Consider the following 24,343-nt stretch of genomic DNA (forward strand, 5'->3'; position numbering starts at 1 on the left):
ATCATGAGAATCGGAGTACTCCTGGCCGCCGTCGCGCTGGCCGCCTCCGCCTGCTCCGTGCAGGGCGGCAGCGGTGACAAGAGCGCCGCCGCGTCCGGCTACCCCAACAAGCCCGTCGAGTTCACCGTTCCGACGGACCCGGGCGGCAGCACCGACCTGCTCACCCGCGCCCTCGCCAAGAGCATCGAGGAACCGCTCGGTGTCAAGGCCGTGGTCGTGAACAAGCCGGGCGCCAACGGCAAGATCGCTGGTAAGGACGTGTTCGGCAGCAAGCCGGACGGTTACCGCATCGCGGTGATGCCGCAGTCGCTCTTCGCCATCGGCCCGCTCATGCTCGACGACGCCGACCCGGTCAAGCTCACCGACATGACCTTCATCAAGGGCCTGGCGGTCGAGGACTACGTCCTGGTCGTGCCCGCCGATTCCAAGTACAAGACGCTGAAGGACCTGGTCGAGGCCTCCAGCGTCAAGTACGGCACCACCGGCCCCGGCACCGGCAGCCAGCTGTCGCAGACCCTGCTGTTCGGCCTGGCCAAGACGGACGCCGCCCCGGTGCCCTTCGACGGCGGCGCGCCGACCGTGACCGCGGTGCTCGGCGGCAAGGTCGACGCCGCGTCCGTGCAGATCGCGGAGGGCTTCAAGCATGTCCAGGCCGGCAAGATGCGGGCGCTCGCGGTCTTCGGCGACAAGCGGCACGAGGCCCTGCCGGAGGTGCCGACCGCCAAGGAGTCCGGCTACGACGTCGTGGTCGACCAGCGCAGGTTCGTCGCGGGACCGGCCGGGCTGCCCGCCGAGGTTCGTGACAAGCTGGCCGCGGCCATCGACAAGGCCATCGCCTCGCCCGAGTACGACGAGATCCTGAAGACCAACTACATCGGTCGCTGGGACGCCAACGGCGACCAGGTCGGTGCTCAGCTGAACGAGAGCCTGCAGCGCTTCGACAAGCTGGCCAAGGATCTCGGCATCGACCTGAAGGCCCAGCAGCAGTGAGCTACGAGCGTCGGCTGAACGTGGTGGCCGCCCTGGTGCCGCTGGTCATCGGCGTGGTGGCCGCGCTCATGTCGTGGAACCTGGGGGTCGGCAGTCTGTCGGCCCCCGGGCCCGGCATGTGGCCGCTGGTGGTCAGTGTCGCCATGGTGGTCGTCGCCGCGGTGCTCGTGCTCCAGTCGCGGCCCCGCGGCGACGAGGAACGCTTCACCAAGGACGTCGTGACGGTCGCCATCGCGGCCGCCTCGCTGATCGCCTACGCGTTCCTGTTCGAGCTCGTCGGCTTCGAGGTGCCGACCATCGCGCTGCTCGTGCTGTGGCTCAAGGGCCTCGGCCGGGAGAGCTGGCGGGTGACCGCCGTGGTCGCGGTCGTCGCGACGGCGGCGCTCTACCTGCTGTTCATCACAGGGCTCGGGGTGTCCCTGCCCCACATCATCCAACTGTGAGACTGGACATGGACTTCCTCTCCCCGGTGATCGACGGCTTCGGCGTGGTCTTCCAGCCGGAGAACCTCTTCTACTGCCTGCTCGGGGTCACCCTCGGCATGCTGATCGGGGTTCTGCCCGGGCTCGGGCCCGCGGCCACCATCGCGGTGCTGCTGCCGATCACGTACAACATCGAGCCGACCGCGGCCATCATCATGCTGGCCGGCATCTTCTACGGCGCCCAGTACGGCGGCACCATCACCTCGGTGCTGCTGCGCCTGCCCGGCGAGGCGTCCAGCGTGGTCACCGCCATCGACGGGCACGCGCTGGCCAAGCAGGGCCGGGCCGGCTCCGCGCTCGGCATCGCCGCCATCGGCTCCTTCATCGGCGGCACCGTCGCGATCATCGGCCTGACGTTCGTGGCGCCGCTGGTCGCCGGCTTCGCCCTGGACTTCGGGCCGTCGGAGTACACCGCGCTGGCCCTGCTCGGCATCCTGCTGATCACCACGCTCGGCACCGGTTCGCCGCTCAAGAGCATCCTCATGGCCACGGTCGGGCTGCTGCTGGCCACCGTCGGGCAGGACCCGCTGGAAGGCGTCTCCCGGCTGACCTTCGGCGTCGACCAGCTGCTTGACGGGATCGACTTCGTCATCGTCGCGATGGGCCTGTTCGGCGTCGGCGAGATCCTCTACAACCTGGAGTCGCTGCGCCGGCCCCCGGAGGCGGCCGCGCCCGTCGGCTCGGTCTACCCCTCCCGCGCCGAGCTCAGCGAGTCCAAGGGCGCGATCACCCGAGGCTCGTTCCTCGGCTTCCTGCTCGGCATCCTGCCGGGCGGCGGCGCGACCATGGCGTCCATGGTCGCCTACGCCGTGGAGAAGCGGGCCGGCAAGCAGCCGGAGAAGTTCGGCAAGGGCGCCATCCAGGGCGTGGCCGGGCCCGAGAGCGCCAACAACGCCGCCGCGACGTCGTCGTTCATCCCGCTGCTGACACTGGGCATCCCGGCGAACGCCACCATGGCGATCATGTTCGGCGCCCTGCTCATCCAGGGCATCACACCCGGCCCGGCGCTGGTGGCGGAGAAGCCCGACCTGTTCTGGGGCGTGGTCAACTCCATGTACGTCGGCAACCTGCTGCTGCTGGCCATGAGCATGCCGCTGATCGGGGTGTTCGTCCGCATCCTGCGGGTGCGGCAGGCCATCCTGGCCCCCCTGACGATCCTCGTCACCATGATCGGCGTCTACACGGTCAGGATGAGCGTCTTCGACATGTTCCTCATGGTCGGCCTCGGGGTGCTCGGCTACCTGATGAAGAAGGCCGGCTTCGAGCCGGGGCCGCTCGTGCTCGCGTTCGTGCTCGGCAGCCTGCTGGAGTCGTCGTTCCGCCGGTCGATGCGCATCTTCGGCGGCGACGTGACCGGCTTCCTCACCCAGCCCATCACCGCCACCCTGCTCGCCGTGATCGTCCTGATCATCGTCGTGCCCCCGGTCCTGCGCCTGACCAAGCGCAAGGACTCCTCCCGAGAGAAGGTGGAAGCATGACAGTCGTCGTCGCCGGATACGTCCCCACGGCGCTCGGCCAGGCCGTCCTCGACCAGGCCCTGGCCGAGGCCGAGCTCAGGAAGGCCCGGCTCGTGGTGGTGAACGTCTCCCGCCCCGGCTCGTACGTCGACCCCGACACCGCGGTGGTGGCCGAGCTCGAACGCCGGGTGGGCGACGGGCACGAGGTGCGGCAGGTGCAGGACAACGACCCGGCCGCCGCGGTGCTGGATGTGGCGCAGCGGGAGTCGGCGAGCCTCGTCGTGATCGGCGTGCCGCGCCGCTCCCCGGTCGGAAAGCTCATCATGGGCAGCACGGCTCAGCGCATCCTGCTGGACTCGTCCTGCCCCGTGCTGGCGGTCAAGGAGCCCTGAGGGCCATCTCCAGCACGTCCGCCAGCTGCCGCGGGGTCGGCAGGATCCGCAGCGCCTCGTCGATCTCGCGTTCCGCCCACGCGCGGTGGCGCGGCTCGGCGTCCGGATCGAGGGCGTGGCGTGCCTGGACCAGCAGGAAGTTGAGCCTGGAGGCGACCAGCATCGAGAAGTCCGCCGGCTGGGTGATGCGCCCAGGGCCGTCCGAGCGCACGTAGGCCTCATACATGGCGCGCATGGCGTCGAGGTCGGCGACCGAGTTGTCGCAGAACCAGTCGAACAGCGCCCGGGCCAACTCCCGGCTCGGCGCGGCGGGCCCGAGGTTGTCCCAGTCGACGACCACCAACCCATCGTCGGCGGGATCGGCCAGGACGTTCTCGGGGTGCAGGTCGCGGTGGCAGAGGATCAGGCCGGCGGGATCGGCCGGCGTGACCGCCGCACACAACTCGGGCACGATGGCCAGCCGATCGGCCAGGCCCGCCGCCCACGACGCGTCCGACGCGGACAGCTTCGCCAACTCGTGCGTGGCGGGGACTCGGTCGTACCAGGGGTCGGGTGGCCGGCCGTCCGGCTCGACGGCCATGGGCTGGGCACACCGGTGCAGGCGCGCCAGCAGCGCACCGAGCTCTGTCGGCGTGGCGGGCGCCGTCAGCTCGACCGGCCGCAGGTCGGCCCAGTCATACAAGCGCAGCCACGTCCCATCGGGCGTCGTGAGCAGATAGCGCCCCTCGCGGTCGGCGTGGCTGGCCGGCAGCCGCACCCCGGCCGCGGCGGCCTGCCGCGCGAACGCCAGCTCCGCGTCGATCAACGCCCGTGACGGCGGCTCGGCGAAGATCTCCTTCAGCGCGTAGCACGCCGGCCCGACCTCCAGCCGCCAGATCTGCCCCAGCGCCCCCCGCGGACCTCGGGACGCCACGACGTCCTGATCCCAGCCGAATGCTTCCCGCACGTACGCCACGAGATCCACGCGGCTCAGTATGGGCGGTCATCTGGCCTGTGCGCATCGTGTTTTCGAGCCGGTCCTTGCGCACAGGTCAGGGGTGCTCGATGTGCTCGGGACGCACTCCCATTCCGATGAAGCGCCCCACCAGATGCCGCAGCGGTGGCAGCGCCTTGAAGGCAGTGAAGATCGGTGGCACGTGCCCGGCCGTGTCGTCCGCCGTTTCCTTCGGATACAGGTCGCGGAGGATGCGGACCTGGAAGGCCTGGGTCACTCTGACGGCCCGTTCCCTGCGTGCCTGCACTCTGGCGAGGGCGTCTTCGTCCGGGACGCCCGCCTGACGACGGAGGACGGGACCGAGCAGGTTGGCGGTGGCGACGGCGTCCTGCACGGCCAGGTTGATGCCGACGCCGCCCGCGGGCGACATGGCGTGGGCGGCGTCCCCGATGCAGAGTAACCCCGGCCGGTGCCACCGCGGCAGCCGGTCGACCCTGACGGTCAACTGGTGGACGTGATCCCAGTCGTCGATCAGCCCGACACGATCGCGCAGGGCCGGCGCCAGGCCTGCCACCCGCTCGCGGAACGCGGGCAGCCCGGCCTCCCTGAGCTCCGCGAACGCCCCTGGCGGGATCGTGTAGGCGAGCTGCCAGTACTCGCCCCGGTCGATGGCGACCAGCGCGCCCTGGCCACGCTGGAAGAAGGGCATATGGTCGCCGTCGCGGCGAGGCAGGCGGAACCACAACACGTCCATGGGCGGCGAGCTCGCCGTGGACTCCAGTCCGGCCACGTCGCGGAGCGTGGAATGGCGGCCGTCGGCAGCGATCACCAGGTCGGCCCGTATGTCGAGCGGACCGTCGGCGGTGGCCGCCCGGACCCCCGTGACGCGCCCCTCCTCCATGATCAGTCCTGTCGCCCTGGTGCTGCGCAGCAGGCGGAAGGAGGGGTACGCGGCGGCCTTGCCGGCCAGGAAGTCCAGCACGTCCCACTGGGGCATGAAGGCGATATACGGGCAGCGCACGCGCAGCCGGGTGAAATCGGCGAAGGTGACGTCCCGGCCGCCGATGCTCACGGTGACGTCGCGCATCCTGGTGTGCGGCAGCTTCAGGAACTCCTCGATCCAGCCCAGCTCGGCGATCAGCTCCAGCGTGGAGGGATGGACGGTGTCACCCCGGAAGTCCCTGAGGAAGTCGGCGTGCTTCTCCAGGACGGTCACCTCGACACCCTGACGGGCCAGCAGCAGCCCGGCCATCATCCCGGCGGGGCCGCCGCCGACCACGCAACATCTCGTGCTCTCGGTACGCATGACGTCTCATCCTTCCTCGGGGAACAGCAGCTCGACCAGGCGTTCGACGCCGACCGGGGTGCCCGTCCTGCGGTTCACGGCCACGGTGGCGAGCAGGGTCTTGGCGGCGGTCGCGACGTCGTGGGGGCGCAACTCGCCGGCCGCGACGCGGGCGGCCAGGAAATCGCCGATCAGCCGCTGCCCTTCGGTCATCAGCTCGGCCAGCTCGGCGCGCGCCTGGGTGGCGCTGAAGAACACGGCCATGAGGTCGGCGTTGCCGGCGAGCAGGTGGTCGAACGCCTCCAGCAACTCGGTGAGCACCTGCCTGGCCGGTCGCGTGCCGTGGTCGGCGGTCAGGAGCTCGCGCAGCTGCGGCAGGAAGCCGCGCTCCGCCAGCAACGCCTTGACCAGGGCCTCCTTGCTGTCGAAGTAGCGATAGAGCAGGCCGGGCGTCACTCCTGCCGCCGCGGCAAGATCCTTGACCGACGCGCCGTCCACGCCTTTCCTGGCGAAAACCGTCTGCGCCGCGTCGAGCAACTGCTCGCGCCGCCATTCCGCCTGTTCCTTCCGCGTTCTCGCCATGACTCCTCATTGAGTAAACGTTTATTCAATGTAGAGGAGATGGGACCGGAGGCGCAAGGAAAGCCTTGAGGTCAGGCGACCGTTGACAGGCCCGAGGAGTGCGCGAGGGCCGCCGCTTCGGTGCGGGTTCCCACGCCCAGCTTGTCCAGGATGTTCGCCACGTGGAACTTCACGGTGTGCTCGCTGATCAGCAGCTCCTCGGCGATCTGCCGGTTACGCAGTCCGCGCGCCAGCCGTTCGAGCACCTCCAGCTCGCGCGGCTTGAGCGCGGCCAGCGCGTCGCCCTGGCTCCCGGGTGCGGCCGGCGCGAGCGGCAGCACGGCGGTCACCGTGGTGCCCCACCCGGGAACGGAGTCCAGCGTCAGGCGCCCTCCGACGGCGGCGGCCAGCTCGGCCAGGCGGCGCACGGGCAGGGCGTCGGCGGTGAGCACGCCGGGACCGTCGTCGCGAACCGCGACGAGCAGCTCCGCATCGGACAGCTCCCAGGTCGCCCGGATCCTGGTGAGGCCCTCGTACTCGAGCATGGTCACGATGGTGCCGCGGACCAGAGCCTGGGCCGCGCTCGCCAGATCGCCCGGGAGGGCGTGGTCGCGCTCGCGCGGGCCGACGAGTTCCAGCGACACCTCGCTGTAGCGGGTCAGCGGCGCGAGTTTGTCGGCCAGCCGGTCGAACGCCGTCCCGGCCGGCTCCTCGCTCAGCGACCGGTCGAGGTCGCCTGCGGCACGCAACTCGATCAGCGCCGACACCGCCAGGTCGATGGCGGCCCGGCGCGCGGCGCCGTCGTCGAGCGAGCGGCTGCGCAACGCGCCGAGCAGCGCCTTGAGCGTGGCGGCGTGGGCCCCCGTGAGCTCGGCTATGGCGCGGGCGCGCTCGCCGGCGGCCACCCGGCTGCCGCTGAGGCCGGCGGGCGGGAGGTTCGCGGCCCGGTGCGACAGCTCCACGGCGACCAGGTCCCACAGCCGCCGCACCAGATCGCGCACCGGGGCGGCAGGTGCGGTCCCTCCGGCGGTTACCACCACGAGCAGGGCGCCGGAGGCCCCGGGCGGGCGGGCCGCGACGGCCAGCGCCGGGAGCTGCCCGCCCGCGAGGCGCATCTCGCCGAACCACGGCTCGCCCACGTCGACGGCGCCGCCCATGCGGGCCAGTTCGGCGCTGGTGATCTTCTCGGTGAGCGCGGGGTCGCCGTATGTCTTCATGGGATGCCGGGCGCAGTCGCCGGTGAGCATGGCCAGCGCCCGGTGCGGCAGGAACCCCGACAGCGCCTGGGACAAGGGCTCCAGCATGGCGCCGATCGGAGCTTGGAGGATCGAGGCGGCGGCGGCCAGAACGACACGCGGGTCGGGCAGGTCCATGAATCTCATGCTAGGTGCGCTCGGTCAGGGGGCGGGCTGGCCGTTCGGGTGGCGAACACTGCCCGAACGGGCGGTGAGCCCGGCGGCCTGTGGCGCCGAGGCTGTGGATATCCGGCTTCTGAGAGGAGCGCCACCATGATCCTGCCCACCCGCGCCGGCGACCGTCCGCGCACCGGGCCCTCCGTACCCCACGTCCAGCTCAGCCAGAACAGCCCCGATGAGATCCGCGAGCAGCTGAAGCGCTGGATGACCGGCGGGCTGCCCGGCACCCGGATCAGGCCCAGCGAGATCTCCGAGCCGGGCGCCACCGCATTCTTCCTGGAAGGAGGAACGCTGCCGCCGCGCGGCGCGGTGCTCCTGCCGCCGCGACTCACCGCGGAGTTCGCTCACATCCACGTGGACGGCAGCCTGCACGTGTCCCTGTCACCGGACGATCAGCAGGAGCTCGTCGCCAAGGGCTGGGGCGAACGTCATCCGCTCTACTCGCCCGCCGTCAACGTGGTGATGGTGTACGGTCCCCGGACGGCGGACGAGCTGGAGGTGGCCAAGACCGTGATCGCGGCCTCCTACCACTACGCGACCGGGAGGACGCTCGCCGCATATGCGTGATCCCGCTTAGGGGCGCAGCGGAAGCTCGTCGAGCACGGACTCGGCGAGCTGCGCGGCGCTGCGCTCGTAGCGGTGGGCCAGCGTGTGGAAGAGCTTCTCCGCGCGGATCGCCGGCCAGTCGGCGGGCAGGTGCTCGGCCGGGAGGCGCGGGTCCTGGCGGACGAGTTGCAGCCAGTCGGTGTGCAGGAACAGCTGTCTGGCCAGGTCGTCGGTGGCGGACGGCAGCGGGTGCGCGGTGTCCCAGCGGTCGAGGAAGACCCGGTAGCGCTCGGCGATCTGGTCGGTGTCGAACGCCTTGCGGACCAGGTCGGCTGATTCGGTCGGCTTGTACGCCTGCGCCATGAGCACGGTGACGTTGTCGCCGAGGCCGAGCGGGGCGAGCATCGACTCCACGTCCTTCACGCCGGGAGCGATCCAGAGCCCGCCCTGGAGCGGCCCGAACCCGGCCCAGATGAGCTGGGAACGCAGGTCGTGGCGGGTGCTGCGCTCATTGCCCGGCAGGGAGAAGCCGACCAGAGTCCAGGTGCCGTCCCAGTCGCGGTTGACCGCGCCGGTCTCCCAAACATGCCGGCGCCCGTCGTCGAGCACGTCGGTGGCGTGCTCGGTGAGGCCGAAATAGACCTTCTTGCCCTGGCGGTGCCTGGTCAGCAGGTTGCGCTTGGCCATGCGGGTGAGCGTGGAGCGCACCGCCTCCTCGGAGACGCCCAGGCGGGCGAAGACGTCGATGACGCTGCCGGAGTAGACCGCGGTGTCGCGCCCCAGCACGTAGATGCCGAGAAAGCTGAACATCAGCGACTGCGGGCGCGCCGAAGGCAGCTGATGCGGCTGGTCCTGCTCGTCCTCGTGCTTCACAGGCATGAGCGTAGACGGAGCACAGATGTCGGGCAAACTCTTGACGCAGGTTGGAAATATGCCCAACGTAGAGGGCGTCGGGTTTGTGAGGCCGATGTTGGGCAGAACTTTGACCTGAGTCACAAAAGTGCCCTACATTGACCGGCATCGGTGGACTCCTGCGGTGTTTGGGGTGGAATAGATGGATTTGTCGGGCAAGGTGGCCGTGGTCACAGGGGCCGGTCGTGGGCTCGGCCGGGCGTACGCGGAGGCGCTCGGCGCCGCCGGGGCGGCGGTCGTCGTCAACGACGTGGACGCTGAGGCAGCGGCCCAGGTGGTCGAGGCCGTCGTCGCGGCGGGTGGCAAGGCCGTGGCCGAGGTGGGCGCGGTCGGCGGGACCGAGGTCGCGCAGCGGCTGGTGGACACCGCGGTCAAGGAGTTCGGCCGGCTCGACGTCATGGTGACCAACGCGGGCATCCTGCGGGACCGGGTCCTGTGGAAGATGTCCGACGAGGACTTCGACGCGGTCGTGGGGGTGCACCTGCGGGGCACGTTCACCTGCGCCCGCGCGGCCGCCGTACGCATGCGCGAGCAGGGCGACGGCGGCCGGCTGATCCTGATCTCCTCCCCGGCCGGGCAGCGGGGCAACTTCGGTCAGACCAACTACGCCGCCGCCAAGGCGGGCATCGTGGCGATGGCCCGCACCTGGGCCATGGAGCTGGGCCGGGCCAACATCACCGTCAACGCCGTCGTCCCGGTCGCGGCCACCGAGATGACCAAGACCATCCCGGTGTTCGCGCCGATCCTGGAGGAGGCCGAGCGCACCGGTGACCCGCTGCCGGACTGGCTGCGCAAGGACGAGGGCCTCGGCACGGTCGAGGACGTGGCCGGGCTGATCGTCTACCTCGCCTCGGACGCCTCCGCCGGCGTCACCGGGCAGGCCGTCGGCATCGGCGGCGACAAGCTGGCGCTCTGGTCGCACCCCCAGGAGAAGGCCGTCGCCTACGCCGACGGCGGCTGGTCCGCCGACGCCATCGCCGCCTCGTGGGAGGCGGGTATCGGGGCCGAGCCCGAGACGTACGGGATCCCCGCGCCGAAGGCGCCCACCTCATGAACGTCGACGAACTGGTCGCGATCGACGTCCACACGCATGCGGAGGTCTCCAAGGACGGGCACGGCTCGCTCAGCCCGGCGTTGTTCGGGGCGTCGGAGGAGTACTTCGGCGCGCACGAGCAGCCGACCATCCCGCAGATGGCCGCCTACTACCGGGAGCGGCAGATGGCCGCGGTGGTGTTCACGGTGGACGCCGAGCACGCCACCGGCCATCCCCGCATCTCCAACGAGGAGATCGCCGAGAGCTGCGCCGAGCACGCCGACGTGCTGATCCCGTTCGCCAGCGTCGACCCGTGGAAGGGCCGGGCGGGCGCCCGCGAGGCCCGCCGCCTGATCACCGACTACGGGGTGCGCGGCTTCAAGTTCCACCCCAGCATCCAGGGCTTCGCCCCGAACGACCCGCTGGCCTACCCGTTGTACGAGGTGATCGAGGAGCTGGGTGCGATCTCCCTGTTCCACACCGGCCAGACCGGCATCGGCGCGGGCGTCCCGGGTGGCGGCGGAATCCGGCTCAAGTACTCCAACCCGATGCTGGTCGACGACGTCGCCGTGGACTTCCCGCACCTGAAGATCATCCTGGCGCACCCGTCGTTCCCCTGGCAGGACGAAGCGCTGGCGGTGGCCACACACAAGCCGTCGGTGCACATCGACCTGTCCGGCTGGTCGCCGAAGTACTTCCCGCCGCAGCTCGTCCGGTACGCCAACACGCTGCTCAAGGACAAGGTGCTGTTCGGCTCCGACTACCCGGTGATCACCCCCGACCGGTGGCTGGCCGACTTCGCCAAGCTCGACATCAAGCCCGAGGTCCGCCCCAAGATCCTCAAAGACAACGCCGCGCGCCTGCTCGGCCTCACCCCCAAGGAGACGCAGTCATGACCACCGTCGCGAACGGTCTCGCCGAGCTGAAGGCGCTGGCCGGCCAGGACCTCGGCCACAGCGGCTGGCTGGAGATCACCCAGGAGCGGGTGAACACCTTCGCCGACGCCACCAACGACCACCAGTGGATCCACGTGGACCCGGAGCGGGCGAAGGACGGGCCGTTCGGCGGCACGATCGCGCACGGCTACCTGACCCTCGCCCTGCTTATCCCCTTGTTCAACGAGCTGCTCGACATCCAGGGCATGAAGATGAGCATCAACTACGGCCTGGACAAGGTCCGCTTCCCGAGTCCCGTCAAGGTCGGCAGCAAGATCCGCCTCGCCGGCAAGGTCGCCGAGGTCGAGGACGTCCCCGGCGACGGCGTCCAGATGTTGCTCGACTTCACCGTGGAGATCGACGGCGCGGCCAAGCCCGCGTGCGTCGCCCGTGCCGTCTACCGGCACTACGCCTGATCCCCCCTTCCAGATGTGAAGGAGCCCCCCACTCATGTCCAACCCCGTCCAGCTGCGCCGCGCGGTGGCCTCGAGCTTCCTCGGCAGCGTCATCGAGTACTACGACTTCCTCCTGTACGCCACGGCCTCGGCCGTCGTATTCAACAAGGTCTTCTTCTCCAACCTCGACCCGCTGATCGCCACGGTGGCCAGCCTGGGCACGTTCGCCACCGGGTATCTGGCCAGGCCGATCGGCGGCGTCGTCTTCGGCCACTTCGGCGACCGGCTGGGCCGCAAGCGCATGCTGGTGCTCACCATGGTGCTGATGGGCGTGGCCAGCTTCCTCATCGGGGTGCTGCCCACGTACGAGCAGGCCGGAGTGCTCGCGCCGATCGCGCTCGTCCTGCTCAGGATCGTGCAGGGAGTCGCGGTCGGCGGCGAGTGGGGCGGTGCGGTGCTGATGTCGGCCGAGCACGCCACCGCCCGCCGCGGCCTGTGGGCGAGCTTCACCAATGCCGGGGCGCCGTTCGGCATGGTGTTGTCGACGGGCGCGCTCACCGGCACCGCCGCCGTCGTCGGCAACGAGGCCTTCCTGGCGTGGGGATGGCGGGTCCCGTTCCTGATCAGCATCGTCCTGCTCGCGATCGGCCTGTTCGTCCGGACGCGGGTGGAGGAGACCCCCGTGTTCAGCGCCGCCGTCAAGGAGAGCGCCTCCAGGGTCCCGCTGCTGGACGTGCTGCGCGGCCAGCCCAGGACGCTGCTGCTCGGCGTCGGTGTGGGGCTGGCGGCGTTCGTGGCGCAGGGCACGCTCACCACCTTCCTCATCGCGTACGGCGTCGGCGCCGGTTTCGAGCGGCAGGACGTGCTGAACGGGCTGACGCTCTCCTCGGCGCTGGCCGTGCTCGGCATCCTCGGCTGGTCGGCCCTGTCGGACCGGGTCGGGCGCCGGCCGGTCGTCATCACCGGCGCGCTGATCATGGCGGTGTTCGCGTTCGCCCTGTTCCCGCTGGTGAACACGGGCAGCGTCGCCCTGCTCACCGTCGCGCTCGTCTTCGGCCAGGCCGTCGTGCACCCGATGATGTACGGCCCGCTGGCCGCGCTCTACACCGAGCTGTTCAGCACCCGCACCCGCTACACCGGCGCGTCCCTCGGATACCAGCTGGCCGGGCTCGGGGCCGGGCTGGCGCCGGTGGTGTTCGCCCAGATCCAGGCCGGCGGCGGCGGGACCCTCGTGGTGTCCATCGTCATCGCCGCCGCGTGCCTGCTGGCCGTGGCCTGCACGCTGGCGCTCAAGGAAACCAGCCGCGGCGACCTGGCCGAGGAGCCGATCCCCGCGAGCGCCTCCAAGACCGTCGCCTCCTGACAGGAAAGACACGCTCATGCACAACTCCGGGATCGGCGGCTGGCCGGCGCGGCGGGCCATGATGACGCCGGACCGCACGGCCTTCGTCTACGAGGACCGCTCGCTGACCTACGCCGAGGTCCACGAGCGGGTGACGAGGCTGGCACATCGGCTGCGGGACAGCGGCGTGCGGGCCGGGGACCGGGTCGCCTACCTGGGCCCGAACCACGTCGCGTTCGCCGAGACCATGTTCGCCACGCACATGCTCGGCGGGATCTTCGTCCCGCTGAACTTCAGGCTCGCGGCACCGGAGATCGACTACATGCTGGGGCACTCCGGCGCGAAGGTGCTGATCCACGCGCCGCAGTGCGCCGGCGTGGTGGAGGCGCTGACCGGCACGCCGGACCTGGACGAGATCATCCCGCTCGAGGCCTACGAGGACTGGCTCGCGCAGGGTGACCCGATGCCGATCGACGTGCCGGTGGCGCAGGACGACATCGCGCTCATCCTCTACACGTCGGGCACCACCGGGCGCCCCAAGGGCGCCATGCTCAGCCACGCCAACCTGATCTGGAACACCTACAACATGTTCGTCGGGGTGGACGTGGCCAGTGACGAGACGACGCTGGTCAGCGCCCCGTTGTTCCACGTCGCGGCGCTGAACCAGACGCTGCTGCCGACCTTCGCCAAGGGCGCTCGCTCGGTGATCATGCCGTCGTGGGACGTGGACGCGTGTTACGACCTGATCGAGAAGTTCGGCGTGACGTGGATGTTCGGGGTCACCACGATGTTCGCCGCGTTCGCCGCCTCGCCGCGCTGGGCCGGTGCGGATCTGTCCTCGCTGCGCACGCTGATGTCCGGGGGCGCGTCGATCCCGCCCGCGCTGATCCGCACCTACCAGGAGCGGGGGCTGGTGTTCTGCCAGGGGTACGGGATGACCGAGACCTCGCCGGGGGCGACGTTCCTGGAGGCGAGCGAGAGCGAACGCAAGGCCGGCTCGGCCGGTGTGCCCGTCCTCTTCGCCGACGTCCGGGTCGTCCGGCCGGACCTCAGCGACGCCCCGCCCGGCGAGCCCGGCGAGGTCCTCATCCAGGGGCCGAACGTCACCCCCGGCTACTGGAACGACACCGGGGCCACCGCCGCGGCCTTCGCCGAGGGCGGCTGGTTCCGCTCCGGCGACGTCGCCTACCGCGACGAGGAGGGCCACCTGTACATCGTGGACCGCGTCAAGGACATGTACATCTCCGGCGGTGAGAACGTCTACCCGGCCGAGGTGGAGGCGGCGATCTTCGAGCATCCCGCGGTGGCCGAGGTGGCGGTGGTCGGCGTGGCGGACGAGACCTGGGGGGAGACCGGCCGCGCGTTCGTGGTCGCCCGTCCCGGGCACGCCGTCACGGGGGAGGAGCTGCAATCGTTCCTGCGGACCCGGCTGGCCAAATACAAGATCCCCAGGTACGTCACGTTCGTGGAGGACCTGCCGAAGACCGGCTCGGGCAAGATCCAGAAGCTCAAGCTCCGGAACCTGTCCGCACCGGCCGTCAGTGCGGCGGCAGGTCGGACAGCGCCGTCCGGCAGCGGTTGAGGTAGACCTCCAGGTCGCGGCGCTGCCGGGCGGTGAGTCCGGCGAGCATGCGCCCCTCCAGGGCCTCCATCGCCTCGTCGTGGGCCGCGAGCAGTTCGTGGCCCGCGTCGGTGAGGCTGATCAGCAGGACGCGGCGGTTGTCCGGGTCGCGGCGGCGGACGATGAGGCCGCGCCGCTCCAGTGCGGTGATCATGTCGGCCATGGACTGGGCGGTGACGAAGGAGTTGCGGGCGAGCTGGGCTGAGCTGAGCCCGTCCCGGCGGCGCAGCACGGTGAGCGCGGTGTACTGCAGCGCGGTGATGCCGGTCGGCTTGAGCAGCTCGTCCATGTGGGAGCGCGCGGCGAGCTCGACCTGCTTCACGACGTACAGCAGCGACGGGCGCGAGGTGGCGCTCTCCACGGCTCCGTCGCTGCCGGTGGTGCTTGTCACGTGCGCTCCTTTGCTCTGGACAGTCAGGTTTCCTGAGTATCTCAGCCCTCTTGCATTCTTGGCCATATAAGCGTAATTATCAGGAAACCTGTTGGTTGAACAGGTCGGGACCAGGACGGTGCGGCGTGCGACCGCACCGGGAAGCGAGCGGGTCATGACGGATTCCGTGAGCCGGCCGCACATCGAGCCGGGCAAGTTGTTCATCGGCGGCGAGTGGGCCGAGGCGGTCGCCAAGGGCAGGAGGGACATCACCGACCCGTCCACCGGACAGGTGATCACCACCGTCGCCGAGGCCGACGCCGCCGACGTGGACGCGGCCGTCGCCGCCGGGCGCAAGGCGTTCGGCGCGTGGTCGCAGACGTCCGGTCGCGAGCGGGCACGCATCCTGCACCGCGTCGCCGACATCATCCGGCGGCGCGAGGACGAGCTCGTCGCGGTCGAGAGCGTCGACGTCGGCAAGCCGGTCAGCCTGTGCCGCGCCGTCGACGTGGCCACGGCCGCCGAGATCTACGAGTACTACTCCGGGCTCGCGCAGACCATCCAAGGGGCGACCCGGCACATCCCGATCCCGTCGCACGCCTACACGCGCCGCGAGCCGATCGGCGTGGTCGGCGCGATCACCCCGTTCAACTTCCCGCTGATCCTCAGCAGCTCGAAGATCGCCCCGGCGCTGGCCGCGGGCAACGTCCTGGTGCACAAGCCCGCCGAGGACACCCCGCTCAGCGCCCTGCTGATGGCCGAGATCCTGGCCGAGGCGGGGGTGCCGGACGGCGTGCTCAACGTGGTCACCGGCGGCGGCGCGGTGGCCGGCGAGGCGCTGCTGCGCCACCCCGGCATCGACAAGATCGCCTTCACGGGCTCCACCAAGATCGGCCGGTACGCGGCCGCCACGGCCGGCGAAGGCCTCAAGCCCGTCACGATGGAGCTGGGCGGCAACGCCGCGCAGATCGTGTTCGAGGACGCCGACCTGGACAAGGCGATCGGCTCGGCCATCAAGGCGTTCGTCTTCAACACCGGCCAGTTCTGCATGGGCGGCCCGCGCCTGCTCGTCCACCGCTCCCTGTACGACACCGTCCTGGAGATCCTGGCCGGCGCCGTCGCCGGCGTGCCGGTCGGCGACCCCTTCGACCCGGCCACCGTCGTCGGCCCCATGGCCGCCGAGCGGCATCTCGCCAAGGTCGAGGAGTACGTGCGGATCGCCAAGGAGCAGGGCGGCCGGATCGTCACCGGTGGCGAGCGGCTGGAGGTCGGCGGCGGCTACTACTACAAGCCGACCGTCATCGCCGGCCTCAGCGACGATTCCCGCGTCGTGCAGGAGGAGATCTTCGGCCCGGTCCTGACCGTCCAGCCGTTCGACACCGAGGACGAGGCCGTGGCCATGGCCAACGGCACCCCGTACGGGCTCGCGGCCGGCCTGCAGACCACCGACCTGGCCCGCGCGCACCGGGTGGCGGCGCGGCTGGAGGCCGGCATCGTGTGGGTGAACGACTGGGCGATGCTCGACCCGGCGATCCCGTTCGGCGGGGTCAAGCAGTCCGGCTACGGGCGGGAGTACGGCCCCGAGGTGCTGGAGTCGTACACCAAGGTCAAGTCCGTCGTCATCGCCCTGTGAATCGGCACTGTGAGAGGTAAGCCATGACCACCACCACGTCAGCAGCCGTCGTCGAGTCCGCCGGCGCGGGCTTCCAGCTGAGCGAAGTAGAACTGGCCGACCCGCGCCCGGACGAGGTGCTGGTCCGCATGGTCGCCGCCGGGATCTGCCACACCGACCTGGGCGTCGCCGCCGGCGGCCTGCCGTTCCCGCTGCCCGGAGTCCTCGGCCACGAGGGCGCGGGCGTCGTGGAGGCGGTCGGCTCCGCGGTGACGCGGGTCAGCCCCGGCGACCATGTGCTGCTCTCCTTCACCTCGTGCGGCAGGTGTGCCAATTGCCGTGACGGGCACCCCGCCTACTGCGCGGCCTGGCTGCCGCTGAACCTGCTCGGCGGCGCCCGCGCGGACGGCTCACCCACCGTGACCAGGGACGGCGCGGCACTCGGGGGGCACTTCTTCGGCCAGTCCTCCTTCGCCAGGCATGCCCTGGTCGACGAGCGCAGCCTGGTCAAGCTGCCCGCCGACGCGCCGCTCGATCTGCTGGCGCCGCTCGGCTGCGGCGTGCAGACCGGCGCCGGGGCGGTATGGAATGTCCTGCGCCCCCGCCCCGGCGCCTCCCTCGTCGTGACCGGCGCGGGCGCGGTGGGCCTGTCCGCGGTCATGGCGGCCAGGCTCACCCCGGCCACCCGCATCATCGCGGTCGACCGGGTGCCTGCCCGGCTGGAGCTGGCCCGCGAGCTCGGCGCCACCCACACCGTCGACACCACCACGGCCGACCTGGCCGAGGCGATCGGGGAGATCACCGGCGGCCAGGGCGCCGACGGCGTGGTCGAGACGACGGGCAACGTGGGCGTCGCGGGGGCCGCCGTCGGCGTGCTCGCCGCCCGGGGGACCGCGGTGCTGGTCGGCGCCCCGCCGTTCGGCTCGTCGATCCCCGTGGACGTCAACTTCATGTTGCCGGGCCGCACGGTCGTGGGCCTGACGCTGGGCGACAGCGAGACGGAGTCGCTGATCCCGGTGCTGGCCGAGCTGGTGGCCGCCGGGCGGCTGCCGATCGACCGGCTGATCAGGCACTACAAGTTCGAGGAGATCCAGAGCGCGATCGGCGACATCGTCTCCGGCGCGACGATCAAGCCTGTCCTTCGGTTCTGAGGACATTCGTTTTCCGGCATCCGGGAAGTGCGGTTCCGCGCCCTGCGTGACCGACGTCACCATCGTTCCACTGAGAAGGAGTCGCCCATGTCAAGCATCCCCCGCGACCAGTGGTACGTCGCCGCGTACGGGCGCGAGATCGCCCGCGAGCTGTTCAGCCGCACCATCTGCGGTGAGTCCATCCTGTTCTGGCGGACCCGCGCCGGGACCGTCACCGCCATGTCGGACCGCTGCGTGCACCGCCGCTTCCCGCTGTCCCAGGCGCCGAGCCGGCTGCTCGACGACCAGGTGGTGTGCGGCTACCACGGATTCACCTACGGCGCCGACGGCGGCTGCGTGGCCGTGCCCGGCCAGACCCGGGTGCCGCGGACCGCGCGACTGAAGAGCTACCCGATCGTCGAGCAGGACTCGTTCGTGTGGGTCTGGATCGGCGACCCGGCCAAGGCCGACGCCACCCGCATCCCGCGGGCGCCCTGGCTGGACTCGCCGGACTACACCACCGTCTCCGGGATGGAGCCGCTGAAGGCCCGGTTCGGGCTGCTGGTGGACAACCTGCTCGACCTGTCGCACGAGACGTACCTGCACGGCGGCTACATCGGCACCCCCGAGGTGGCCGCCACCCCGATCACGACCGAGGTGGACGAGGAGGCCGGGATCGTCTATGTCAGCCGGCACATGGACGACGCCGAGTGCCCGCCGTTCTACGCCAAGTCCACCGGGCTCACCGGGCGGATCATGCGTTGGCAGGACATCGAGTACACCCCGCCGTGCCTGTACAAGCTGCACTCGCGCATCGCGCCGCTCGGGGTGCTGCCGAACGCCGACGGGAGCGACCCGGACGCCTTCCACGTCGAGGTCGTGTACGCCATCACGCCCGAGACCGAGCACACCACGCACGACTTCTGGGCCGTGGCCCGTGACTTCGCCCTCGACGACCAGGGCGTGTCGGACTTCCTGGCCGAGAACAACCGGACCGTGGTGCTGCAGGACGTCGTCGCGCTGGACGTGCTGGAGCAGGTGATCGCCACCGAGGCCGAGGGTTACCAGGAGCTGTCGATCAACATCGACACCGGCGGGCTGGCGGCGCGGCGCATGCTGGCCAAGCTGGTCGCCGGGCAGAGCGCGGGCAGCCGGGTGTGACGGGCATGGAACCGACGCGCATGCTTCCCGGCCGCGAGGTGCTGCGTGTGGTGTGGCTGCCCGGCAGCGACCTGCTGCAGGGCACCTGCCACTGCGGCGCCACGCACCTCGCCGAGGGCCCGATCGAGGTGTGGGAGTGGCTGCTCGCCCACCCGGTCGGCCACACCGCGGAGACCGCTCCCGGCTCGGCGGCCGTCCCGGGCCCAGCGACGGCTCCCGGTCAGGCGGCCCTGTCCGGTGCGGGAGCGGCGCTATGACGGGCGCCGACTTGAGTGCCGAGCGGAAGCTCGTCGTGCACTCTCGTGAGCAGGTGGCCGACGGCGTCGTGGCGATCGAGCTGCGCGATCCGGCCGGCGGCGAGCTGCCCGCATGGACGCCGGGGGCGCACATCGACCTGGTGCTGGGCGACGACCTCGTCCGCCAGTACTCGTTGTGCGGCGATCCGGCCGACCGGACCACATGGCGGATCGCCGTCCTGCGGGAGCCCGCCGGCCGCGGCGGTTCGGCCTACGTGCACGACGAGCTCCACCCGGGCGCCACGATCCTGACGCGCGGCCCGCGCAACAACTTTCCGCTGCACCCCGCCTCCCGCTACCTGTTCATCGCCGGTGGGATCGGGATCACCCCCATCCTTCCGATGATCGCCGCCTGCGGGGCCGAGTGGCGGCTGGCCTATGGTGGCCGGACCGCCGCGTCGATGGCGTTCGCGAGCGAGCTGCGCGCCGCCCACGGTGACCAGGTGCTGCTGTGGCCGCAGGACGAGCACGGCCTGCTCGACCTAGACGCCCTGCTGACGGAGGAGCCGCAGGACACCCTCGTCTACTGCTGCGGCCCCGCCCCGCTCCTGCAGGCCGTCGAGGAGCGCTGCGCGAACCGCCCGCTGCACGTGGAGCGCTTCACCCCCAAGGACGCGGGCGACCCGATCATGACCGGGTCGTTCGAGGTCGAGCTGGCCACCTCCGGTCTCACCCTGACGGTCCCGCCGGACCGGTCGATCCTGGAGGTCGTGGAGGAGGCGGGCGTACAGGTCCTGACCTCGTGCCGGGAGGGCACCTGCGGCACCTGCGAGACGCCCGTCCTCGAGGGCGTCGTGGACCACCGCGACTCGCTCCTCACGCCCGAAGAGGAGGCGGCGAACGACGTCATGTTCATCTGCGTCTCCCGCGCCGCCTGCCCCAAGCTGGTCCTCGAGCTCTGACCATGGAGCCGCCGATGCCGTCAGCCGTCGCCCGGACCGGGCCGGTCGTGGCGCGCGCCCTGCAGATCCTCGGCGCGTTCACGCCCGACCGGCGCTCGCTGACGCTCAGCGACCTGTCCCGGCACTCGGGGCTGCCGGTGTCCACCGTGCACCGGCTGGCGGCTGAGCTCGTGGCCTGGGGTGCGCTGGAACGGGACCCGGCCGGCTGTTACCACATCGGCCTGCGGCTGTGGGAGATCGGCTCGCTCGCCCCGCGCGGCCTCGGCCTGCGCGAGGCGGCGCTGCCGTACCTGGAGGACCTGTCGCAGGTGACCCGCGAGAACGTGCAGCTCGCAGTACGCGAAGGCACCGAGGTCGTGTTCGTGGAGCGGATCGCGGGCAGCGGGGCGGTGCCGGTGCTGACCAGGGTGGGCGGCCGCTTCGCGCTCACGGCCACCGGCGTCGGCCTGGTCCTGCTCGCGTACGCACCCTCCGACGTGCAGGAACTCGTCCTGGACTGCCCGATCCAGCGCTACACGGAACGCACCATGACCGACCCGCGCCAGGTGCGTGCCGCGCTCGCCGACACCCGAGCCCGCGGCTACGCCGTCAGCGACCGCCAGGTGACCATGGACGCCCTGTCGGTCGCGGCCCCGATCCACGACTCCGAGGGCGAGGTCGTCGCGGCCGTGTCCCTGGTCGTCCACCACGGCTCCGCCTCGACGCAGGCGCTCGCCCACCTCGTCCGCACCAGCGCCCGCGCCATCTCCCGTGCCCTGCCGCCGTTCGCGGCCGGGCGGTGACGAGCCCCGGATCAGAGGGCGAGGCCGAGATCGGCGATGAAGCGGGCGAGGCCGACACGTTTGCGGAACAGGTCCTGCAGGCCGTCGGTGACCGGGTCGCCGAGGCGCTCCACGGGGATGGCCGTGAAGGCGCTGCGCAGCACCAGCGTGGTGACGTACCCGGCGGCGACGTGATCGCTGGCGACTCCTTCGTCCGCCAGGCCCCGTGTGTACGCCTCCTGGATCGTCCGATGGATCACCGGCAGCTCTCCGGGCTCGGTGGCTCCCAGATGGGCCAGGCCGACGAGCAGCTGTCCGAGGTCGAAGCCGATCGGCACGGGATCCTGCCACCCCCAGTCGATGGCCACGAACTCATCGGGTGCGTCCGCGGGCACCATCAGGTTCTGCGGGCTGGCGTCGCCGTGGGCCATCGTGTGAGGCAGGGACGCGGCGGCTGCGAGGAGCGCGGGGATGCGGCGGGCCAAGGCGTCCAGATCCATCTGGAGCAGCGGGTCGGCGTGCGAGGCGACGAGGGGATGCCGCCAGACGGCGGGCTCGAGCAGGGCGGGCACCGCATGGTTCATGATCCGCTTGGTGACGTAGATCCGTAGCGCCGTGTCGGTGTGCGGCCCGCCGGCCGGTCGCAGGCCGGCGAGCCGGCCCAAGGCCCGTGCCGCGCCGGCGTACCTCGTCAGGTCCCATCCGCCGGGCGCGGGGCGCACGTCCTCCAGCCACAGGTCGAGACGGTCGTCCCCGAGGTCCTCCACGAGGAACAGGCGGGGCAGTCGCAGCCCGGCCGGCATCCGGAGGCGTGCGGTGTAGACGTCGGCCTCGGTTCGCCACGGGAACTCGCCGATGAACTCCGTACGGAAAGGCTCGGGGAGGGAGTCGATGTGCGGCCAGTGCCGGGCGGAATGGATGGATTTGACGACGAAGGACCACGGACGGCCGCAGGTGGTGGTGCCGCTGACCCGGCGCAGCCCGCCGCTGGACGGTGTGCCGGCCGCGTGGTCCATCGTCTCCACCCGGACGGAGGCCACCTCTGCACGCTCATCGTCCAGATATTTCCGTACAAGCGGGGTGATCGGGGTCATGGGCACCACGGTCTCTTGCTCGGCACGATCCCGGGTAGAGCATGGCCTACTCAAATCATCCCCCGTACCATCCCCATGTGCGCTCCTCGTGGCCTTTCGCCGGCCGGGAAACCCAGCTCGCGGCCATCCGATCGGCGCTGGAATCCGGAGGCGCCGTCGTGGCCGGGCCGGCCGGCGCGGGCAAGAGCCGCCTGGCGGCCGAGGCGCTGCGCGACACCGGCGGCGTGGCCTGGATCATGGCCACGGCCGCGGCCTCGGAGGTCCCGTTGGGCGCGATGGCACATCTGCTGCCCGACCAGCCGCCCAGCGGCAACGTGATCCGCTGGGCCGCCGACGTCCTGCGGCGCGAGCACCAGGTGCTCATGGTGGACGACGCCCACCTGCTGGATCCGGTGTCGGCCGCGCTGGTGCACCACATGGTGGCCGGTGGCCGGGCACGCGTGCTGGCGACGACGCGCAGCGGCGAGCGAGCACCCGACGCGGTGACGGCGCTGTGGAAGGACGACCTGCTGCCGCGCCTGGATCTGGCCCCGATGACGCTCAAGGAGACGGGGCTCGTCCTGGCCGGAGCGCTGGGCGGGCAGGTGGAGGCCCCGACGGTCAGGCGCCTGTGGCGGGCGAGCGACGGCAACGCGCTGTTCCTGCGTGAGCTCGTGCTGGCCGGCGAGGCGGGCGGCGTGCTCGCCGAGCGGCACGGGGTGTGGCACTGGGTGGGCGAGGTCCCGGTGACGATGCGGCTGCGCGAGCTGATCGAGGGCCGGATCGGCGATGTCGACGCCGGTGAACGGGCGGCGCTCGAACTGCTCGCCCACGGTGAGCCGCTGGCCGCGGACGTGCTGACCACGCTGGTCCCGCCGGCGACGCTGGGGCGGCTGGAGGATCGTCAGCTCGTGACCGTGTCCAGGCAGCGGATGATGGTACGGCTCGCGCACCCCCTCTACAGCGAGGTGATCCGGGCCGGGTGCGGCACGTTGCGCACCCGTGAAGTGCTGCGGAGTCTGGCCGACGCGGTCGAGGAGGCCGAGTCCCGCGGCGGCGAGGACGTGCTCCGGGTCGCGCTCTGGCGGCTCGACAGTGGGACGGCCGGCGACCCTGCCTTGCTCATCGAGGCCTGCCAGGTCGCGCGGAGCGTACGCGCGCTCGATCTGGCCGCCAGACTCGGGCGGGCCGCGCTGGCGGCCGGAGGAGGGCTCGCGGCGGTCACCGCGCTGGCCGCCGTGCTCAACTACGCCGACCGGTACGAAGAGTCGGAGGCGGTCCTGCGTGAGGTCGCGGGCGAGCCGCTCGACGACATGACGCGTGCCGAGCTGGTGTCCGTGCACGGGCTCAACCTCTTCTGGGGGTTCGGCCGGGAGGCCGAGGCGCGGGCCGCGCTGACGGACGCGTACGACACGATGACCGAGCCGGAGCCGCGCCAGGGCGTCCTGGTGATCAGAACCTCCGTCGAGCAGGCGATGGGCATGTTCGACGAGGTCAGGGCGACCGTGGAGCAGATCCGCCGGATAGGCCCGCTCAGCACCCGGCTCGAGATCGGCCTGGGGTCACTGGATGCGCGCCTCCTCATCCACGAGGGACGGGTTCGCCAGGCCATGGCCCGCGCCGGCGAAGGGCTCGACGCCGTCGACGCGCAGCCGGCGGGGCTGCCGGCACTCACGGCCGCCGTGGCGGACGCCGGCGTCGTCGCCGCCGTGGCGGCAGGTGATCTGGTGGCGGCGCGCAGGTTCGCAGACGCCGGATACCGCATCGGCGAGGATTATGTGAGCTGGGACCGCGCACTGGTCTTGTTCGGCACGTTACGCGCCTGGGTGTGCAGGCTCCAGGGCCGGCCTGCCGAGGCCGTCCGGCTGTGCAGGCAGGCGGCGGTGCGGCTGCGCGGCCGGACGCCGCAGGGCGCGTTGTGCCTGGCCGAGCTGGCTCACGCGTACGCCCTGACCGGTGACGTGGCCGCGGCGCGGGCCGCCATGGAGCTGGCCGGCGAGCTGGGCCGGCGCATCGGCTACCAGGTCGACTTCGCCTTCCGGTCGGCCCGGACGTGGATGCTCGCCGCCGCCGGTGACGTGGCCGGAGCGGTCGAGGCGGCGCTGGAGGCCGCCGACGCGGCGGACGGGCTGCCGGGTTACGAGCTGCACGCCCTGCACGACGCCGTCCGGCTCGGTGCCGCGGACCGGGCCGCGGAGCGGCTCACCCGGCTGGCCGCGACCGTCGAAGGCGACCTGGCCCCGCTGTTCGCCCGGCACGCGGGTGCCATGGATGATCCCCAGGAGCTGGAGGCGGTGTCGCTCGCCTTCGAAGGGCTCGGCATGCTGCTGCACGCGGCGGAGGCGGCCGCCCAGTCGGCGGCGGCGTACGGGCGGCAAGGGATGGTGCGGCAGCAGCGAGCCGCGGAGACCCGCGCTTGGAAGCTGGCCCGCCGCTGCGCAGGCGCGCGTACTCCGGTGTTGACAGGCCTGGCCACGCCGGAGCTGACCCCCAGGCAGCGGCAGATCGCCCACCTGGCCGCGTCCGGGATGAGCAACCAGGACATCGCCGACCAGCTGGTGCTCTCCCGGCGGACCGTCGCCAACACGCTGGTTCAGGTTTACGAGCGGACCGGCCTGAGCAACCGGACGGAGCTCGCCGAGCTGCTGTTCACCCTCTGACGGCCTGTTTGATCGGCGAAAGAGATCGGATCTCCTCCTGGCCATACCGAAACGGAGGGTTTACGATCCGGAAACAGG

At 71.3% G+C, this 24,343-nt stretch carries 24 protein-coding genes; 17 read left to right on the forward strand and 7 right to left on the reverse strand.

Going from position 1 to position 24,343, the window contains the following annotated elements:
- Window positions 1-3 precede the first annotated feature (3 nt).
- The 4 genes from Q9G87_RS09590 to Q9G87_RS09605 are packed head-to-tail and all read left to right on the forward strand — an operon-like array spanning window position 4 to window position 3,321.
- The gene (locus Q9G87_RS09590; protein ID WP_305915888.1) at window positions 4-990 is read left to right on the forward strand and encodes a Bug family tripartite tricarboxylate transporter substrate binding protein; all 987 of its coding nucleotides are present in this window, start codon (window positions 4-6) and stop codon (window positions 988-990) included.
- On the forward strand, window positions 987-1,433 hold the full coding sequence (locus tag Q9G87_RS09595; protein WP_305915889.1) for a tripartite tricarboxylate transporter TctB family protein: 447 nt from the start codon (window positions 987-989) through the stop codon (window positions 1,431-1,433). The genes Q9G87_RS09590 and Q9G87_RS09595 overlap by 4 nt, the downstream gene beginning before the upstream one ends.
- Window positions 1,430-2,950, forward strand: coding sequence for a tripartite tricarboxylate transporter permease (locus Q9G87_RS09600; RefSeq protein WP_371825756.1), 1,521 nt, complete (start codon window positions 1,430-1,432; stop codon window positions 2,948-2,950). Before Q9G87_RS09595 ends, Q9G87_RS09600 begins: the two co-directional genes overlap by 4 nt.
- On the forward strand, window positions 2,947-3,321 hold the full coding sequence (locus Q9G87_RS09605) for a universal stress protein (protein ID WP_305915890.1): 375 nt from the start codon (window positions 2,947-2,949) through the stop codon (window positions 3,319-3,321). The genes Q9G87_RS09600 and Q9G87_RS09605 overlap by 4 nt, the downstream gene beginning before the upstream one ends.
- Here the strand turns inward: Q9G87_RS09605 and Q9G87_RS09610 are convergent.
- The 4 genes from Q9G87_RS09610 to Q9G87_RS09625 form a co-directional block, all read right to left on the reverse strand.
- On the reverse strand, window positions 3,308-4,285 hold the full coding sequence (locus Q9G87_RS09610; protein ID WP_305915891.1) for a phosphotransferase enzyme family protein: 978 nt from the start codon (window positions 4,283-4,285) through the stop codon (window positions 3,308-3,310). The two genes, Q9G87_RS09605 and Q9G87_RS09610, sit on opposite strands and share 14 nt — an antisense overlap.
- Before the next feature lie 67 nt (window positions 4,286-4,352).
- Window positions 4,353-5,561: an FAD-dependent oxidoreductase gene (locus Q9G87_RS09615; protein ID WP_305915892.1), complete on the reverse strand. Its 1,209-nt coding sequence runs from the start codon at window positions 5,559-5,561 to the stop codon at window positions 4,353-4,355.
- Between the two features lie 6 nt (window positions 5,562-5,567).
- The gene (locus Q9G87_RS09620; protein ID WP_305915893.1) at window positions 5,568-6,122 is read right to left on the reverse strand and encodes a TetR/AcrR family transcriptional regulator; all 555 of its coding nucleotides are present in this window, start codon (window positions 6,120-6,122) and stop codon (window positions 5,568-5,570) included.
- 71 nt (window positions 6,123-6,193) lie between these two features.
- Entirely contained in the window at window positions 6,194-7,474 is a 1,281-nt protein-coding gene (locus Q9G87_RS09625) for a helix-turn-helix transcriptional regulator (protein ID WP_305915894.1), read from the reverse strand.
- A 135-nt stretch (window positions 7,475-7,609) separates the two neighbouring features.
- Here Q9G87_RS09625 and Q9G87_RS09630 point away from each other — a divergent pair, with 135 nt between their 5' ends.
- A complete protein-coding gene (locus tag Q9G87_RS09630; RefSeq protein ID WP_305915895.1) occupies window positions 7,610-8,083 on the forward strand; it encodes a luciferase domain-containing protein in 474 nt (157 codons plus the stop codon).
- A gap of 6 nt (window positions 8,084-8,089) precedes the next feature.
- Here Q9G87_RS09630 and Q9G87_RS09635 read toward each other — a convergent pair whose 3' ends face one another.
- Window positions 8,090-8,935: a PaaX family transcriptional regulator gene (locus tag Q9G87_RS09635; protein WP_305915896.1), complete on the reverse strand. Its 846-nt coding sequence runs from the start codon at window positions 8,933-8,935 to the stop codon at window positions 8,090-8,092.
- A 181-nt stretch (window positions 8,936-9,116) separates the two neighbouring features.
- On the opposite strand from Q9G87_RS09635, the gene Q9G87_RS09640 reads away from it, so the two are divergent.
- The 5 genes from Q9G87_RS09640 to Q9G87_RS09660 are packed head-to-tail and all read left to right on the forward strand — an operon-like array spanning window position 9,117 to window position 14,261.
- A complete protein-coding gene (locus Q9G87_RS09640; protein WP_305915897.1) occupies window positions 9,117-10,028 on the forward strand; it encodes an SDR family oxidoreductase in 912 nt (303 codons plus the stop codon).
- A complete protein-coding gene (locus Q9G87_RS09645) occupies window positions 10,025-10,903 on the forward strand; it encodes an amidohydrolase family protein (protein WP_305915898.1) in 879 nt (292 codons plus the stop codon). The genes Q9G87_RS09640 and Q9G87_RS09645 overlap by 4 nt, the downstream gene beginning before the upstream one ends.
- On the forward strand, window positions 10,900-11,358 hold the full coding sequence (locus Q9G87_RS09650; protein WP_305915899.1) for a MaoC family dehydratase: 459 nt from the start codon (window positions 10,900-10,902) through the stop codon (window positions 11,356-11,358). The genes Q9G87_RS09645 and Q9G87_RS09650 overlap by 4 nt, the downstream gene beginning before the upstream one ends.
- 34 nt (window positions 11,359-11,392) lie before the next feature.
- The gene (locus Q9G87_RS09655; protein WP_305915900.1) at window positions 11,393-12,700 is read left to right on the forward strand and encodes an MFS transporter; all 1,308 of its coding nucleotides are present in this window, start codon (window positions 11,393-11,395) and stop codon (window positions 12,698-12,700) included.
- A gap of 16 nt (window positions 12,701-12,716) precedes the next feature.
- Window positions 12,717-14,261 (forward strand): acyl-CoA synthetase, encoded by a 1,545-nt coding sequence (locus Q9G87_RS09660; RefSeq protein ID WP_305915901.1) that lies wholly within the window; start codon window positions 12,717-12,719, stop codon window positions 14,259-14,261.
- On the opposite strand, the gene Q9G87_RS09665 is transcribed toward Q9G87_RS09660, so the two are convergent.
- Window positions 14,218-14,691, reverse strand: a complete 474-nt coding sequence (locus Q9G87_RS09665) for a MarR family winged helix-turn-helix transcriptional regulator (RefSeq protein ID WP_305915902.1) — start codon at window positions 14,689-14,691, stop codon at window positions 14,218-14,220. The genes Q9G87_RS09660 and Q9G87_RS09665 overlap by 44 nt on opposite strands.
- Before the next feature lie 154 nt (window positions 14,692-14,845).
- Here Q9G87_RS09665 and Q9G87_RS09670 point away from each other — a divergent pair, with 154 nt between their 5' ends.
- The 6 genes from Q9G87_RS09670 to Q9G87_RS09695 all read left to right on the forward strand — a co-directional run bounded on the left by Q9G87_RS09670 (window position 14,846) and on the right by Q9G87_RS09695 (window position 20,553).
- Window positions 14,846-16,303, forward strand: a complete 1,458-nt coding sequence (locus Q9G87_RS09670) for an aldehyde dehydrogenase family protein (RefSeq protein ID WP_305915903.1) — start codon at window positions 14,846-14,848, stop codon at window positions 16,301-16,303.
- A gap of 23 nt (window positions 16,304-16,326) precedes the next feature.
- Window positions 16,327-17,433, forward strand: a complete 1,107-nt coding sequence (locus Q9G87_RS09675) for an NAD(P)-dependent alcohol dehydrogenase (RefSeq protein WP_305915904.1) — start codon at window positions 16,327-16,329, stop codon at window positions 17,431-17,433.
- 87 nt (window positions 17,434-17,520) lie between these two features.
- On the forward strand, window positions 17,521-18,573 hold the full coding sequence (locus Q9G87_RS09680) for an aromatic ring-hydroxylating dioxygenase subunit alpha (protein WP_305915905.1): 1,053 nt from the start codon (window positions 17,521-17,523) through the stop codon (window positions 18,571-18,573).
- Between the two features lie 5 nt (window positions 18,574-18,578).
- Window positions 18,579-18,830 (forward strand): hypothetical protein, encoded by a 252-nt coding sequence (locus Q9G87_RS09685; protein ID WP_305915906.1) that lies wholly within the window; start codon window positions 18,579-18,581, stop codon window positions 18,828-18,830.
- Window positions 18,827-19,771, forward strand: coding sequence for a PDR/VanB family oxidoreductase (locus Q9G87_RS09690; protein WP_305915907.1), 945 nt, complete (start codon window positions 18,827-18,829; stop codon window positions 19,769-19,771). Before Q9G87_RS09685 ends, Q9G87_RS09690 begins: the two co-directional genes overlap by 4 nt.
- 14 nt (window positions 19,772-19,785) lie before the next feature.
- Entirely contained in the window at window positions 19,786-20,553 is a 768-nt protein-coding gene (locus tag Q9G87_RS09695; protein ID WP_305915908.1) for an IclR family transcriptional regulator, read from the forward strand.
- 11 nt (window positions 20,554-20,564) lie between these two features.
- Here the strand turns inward: Q9G87_RS09695 and Q9G87_RS09700 are convergent, their stop codons facing one another.
- Window positions 20,565-21,626: a phosphotransferase gene (locus Q9G87_RS09700; RefSeq protein ID WP_305915909.1), complete on the reverse strand. Its 1,062-nt coding sequence runs from the start codon at window positions 21,624-21,626 to the stop codon at window positions 20,565-20,567.
- Window positions 21,627-21,703: 77 nt separating this feature from the next.
- Here Q9G87_RS09700 and Q9G87_RS09705 point away from each other — a divergent pair, with 77 nt between their 5' ends.
- Window positions 21,704-24,265, forward strand: coding sequence for a helix-turn-helix transcriptional regulator (locus tag Q9G87_RS09705; RefSeq protein WP_305915910.1), 2,562 nt, complete (start codon window positions 21,704-21,706; stop codon window positions 24,263-24,265).
- Window positions 24,266-24,343: the final 78 nt, after the last annotated feature.

Origin of the sequence: Nonomuraea turcica, from assembly GCF_030718205.1 — a bacterium.
In the GTDB taxonomy this organism is placed as follows: domain Bacteria; phylum Actinomycetota; class Actinomycetes; order Streptosporangiales; family Streptosporangiaceae; genus Nonomuraea.

Bases quoted from the DNA above. Each gene is read 5' to 3' on its own strand.
- Q9G87_RS09700 (WP_305915909.1), bottom strand. From the start codon at position 21,626: ATGACCCCGATCACCCCGCTTGTACGGAAATATCTGGACGATGAGCGT.
- Q9G87_RS09675 (WP_305915904.1), top strand. From the start codon at position 16,327: ATGACCACCACCACGTCAGCAGCCGTCGTCGAGTCCGCCGGCGCGGGC.
- Q9G87_RS09670 (WP_305915903.1), top strand. From the start codon at position 14,846: ATGACGGATTCCGTGAGCCGGCCGCACATCGAGCCGGGCAAGTTGTTC.
- Q9G87_RS09620 (WP_305915893.1), bottom strand. From the start codon at position 6,122: ATGGCGAGAACGCGGAAGGAACAGGCGGAATGGCGGCGCGAGCAGTTG.
- Q9G87_RS09685 (WP_305915906.1), top strand. From the start codon at position 18,579: ATGGAACCGACGCGCATGCTTCCCGGCCGCGAGGTGCTGCGTGTGGTG.
- Q9G87_RS09695 (WP_305915908.1), top strand. From the start codon at position 19,786: ATGCCGTCAGCCGTCGCCCGGACCGGGCCGGTCGTGGCGCGCGCCCTG.
- Q9G87_RS09640 (WP_305915897.1), top strand. From the start codon at position 9,117: ATGGATTTGTCGGGCAAGGTGGCCGTGGTCACAGGGGCCGGTCGTGGG.
- Q9G87_RS09655 (WP_305915900.1), top strand. From the start codon at position 11,393: ATGTCCAACCCCGTCCAGCTGCGCCGCGCGGTGGCCTCGAGCTTCCTC.
- Q9G87_RS09645 (WP_305915898.1), top strand. From the start codon at position 10,025: ATGAACGTCGACGAACTGGTCGCGATCGACGTCCACACGCATGCGGAG.
- Q9G87_RS09690 (WP_305915907.1), top strand. From the start codon at position 18,827: ATGACGGGCGCCGACTTGAGTGCCGAGCGGAAGCTCGTCGTGCACTCT.
- Q9G87_RS09605 (WP_305915890.1), top strand. From the start codon at position 2,947: ATGACAGTCGTCGTCGCCGGATACGTCCCCACGGCGCTCGGCCAGGCC.
- Q9G87_RS09630 (WP_305915895.1), top strand. From the start codon at position 7,610: ATGATCCTGCCCACCCGCGCCGGCGACCGTCCGCGCACCGGGCCCTCC.
- Q9G87_RS09625 (WP_305915894.1), bottom strand. From the start codon at position 7,474: ATGGACCTGCCCGACCCGCGTGTCGTTCTGGCCGCCGCCGCCTCGATC.
- Q9G87_RS09680 (WP_305915905.1), top strand. From the start codon at position 17,521: ATGTCAAGCATCCCCCGCGACCAGTGGTACGTCGCCGCGTACGGGCGC.
- Q9G87_RS09615 (WP_305915892.1), bottom strand. From the start codon at position 5,561: ATGCGTACCGAGAGCACGAGATGTTGCGTGGTCGGCGGCGGCCCCGCC.
- Q9G87_RS09660 (WP_305915901.1), top strand. From the start codon at position 12,717: ATGCACAACTCCGGGATCGGCGGCTGGCCGGCGCGGCGGGCCATGATG.
- Q9G87_RS09590 (WP_305915888.1), top strand. From the start codon at position 4: ATGAGAATCGGAGTACTCCTGGCCGCCGTCGCGCTGGCCGCCTCCGCC.
- Q9G87_RS09650 (WP_305915899.1), top strand. From the start codon at position 10,900: ATGACCACCGTCGCGAACGGTCTCGCCGAGCTGAAGGCGCTGGCCGGC.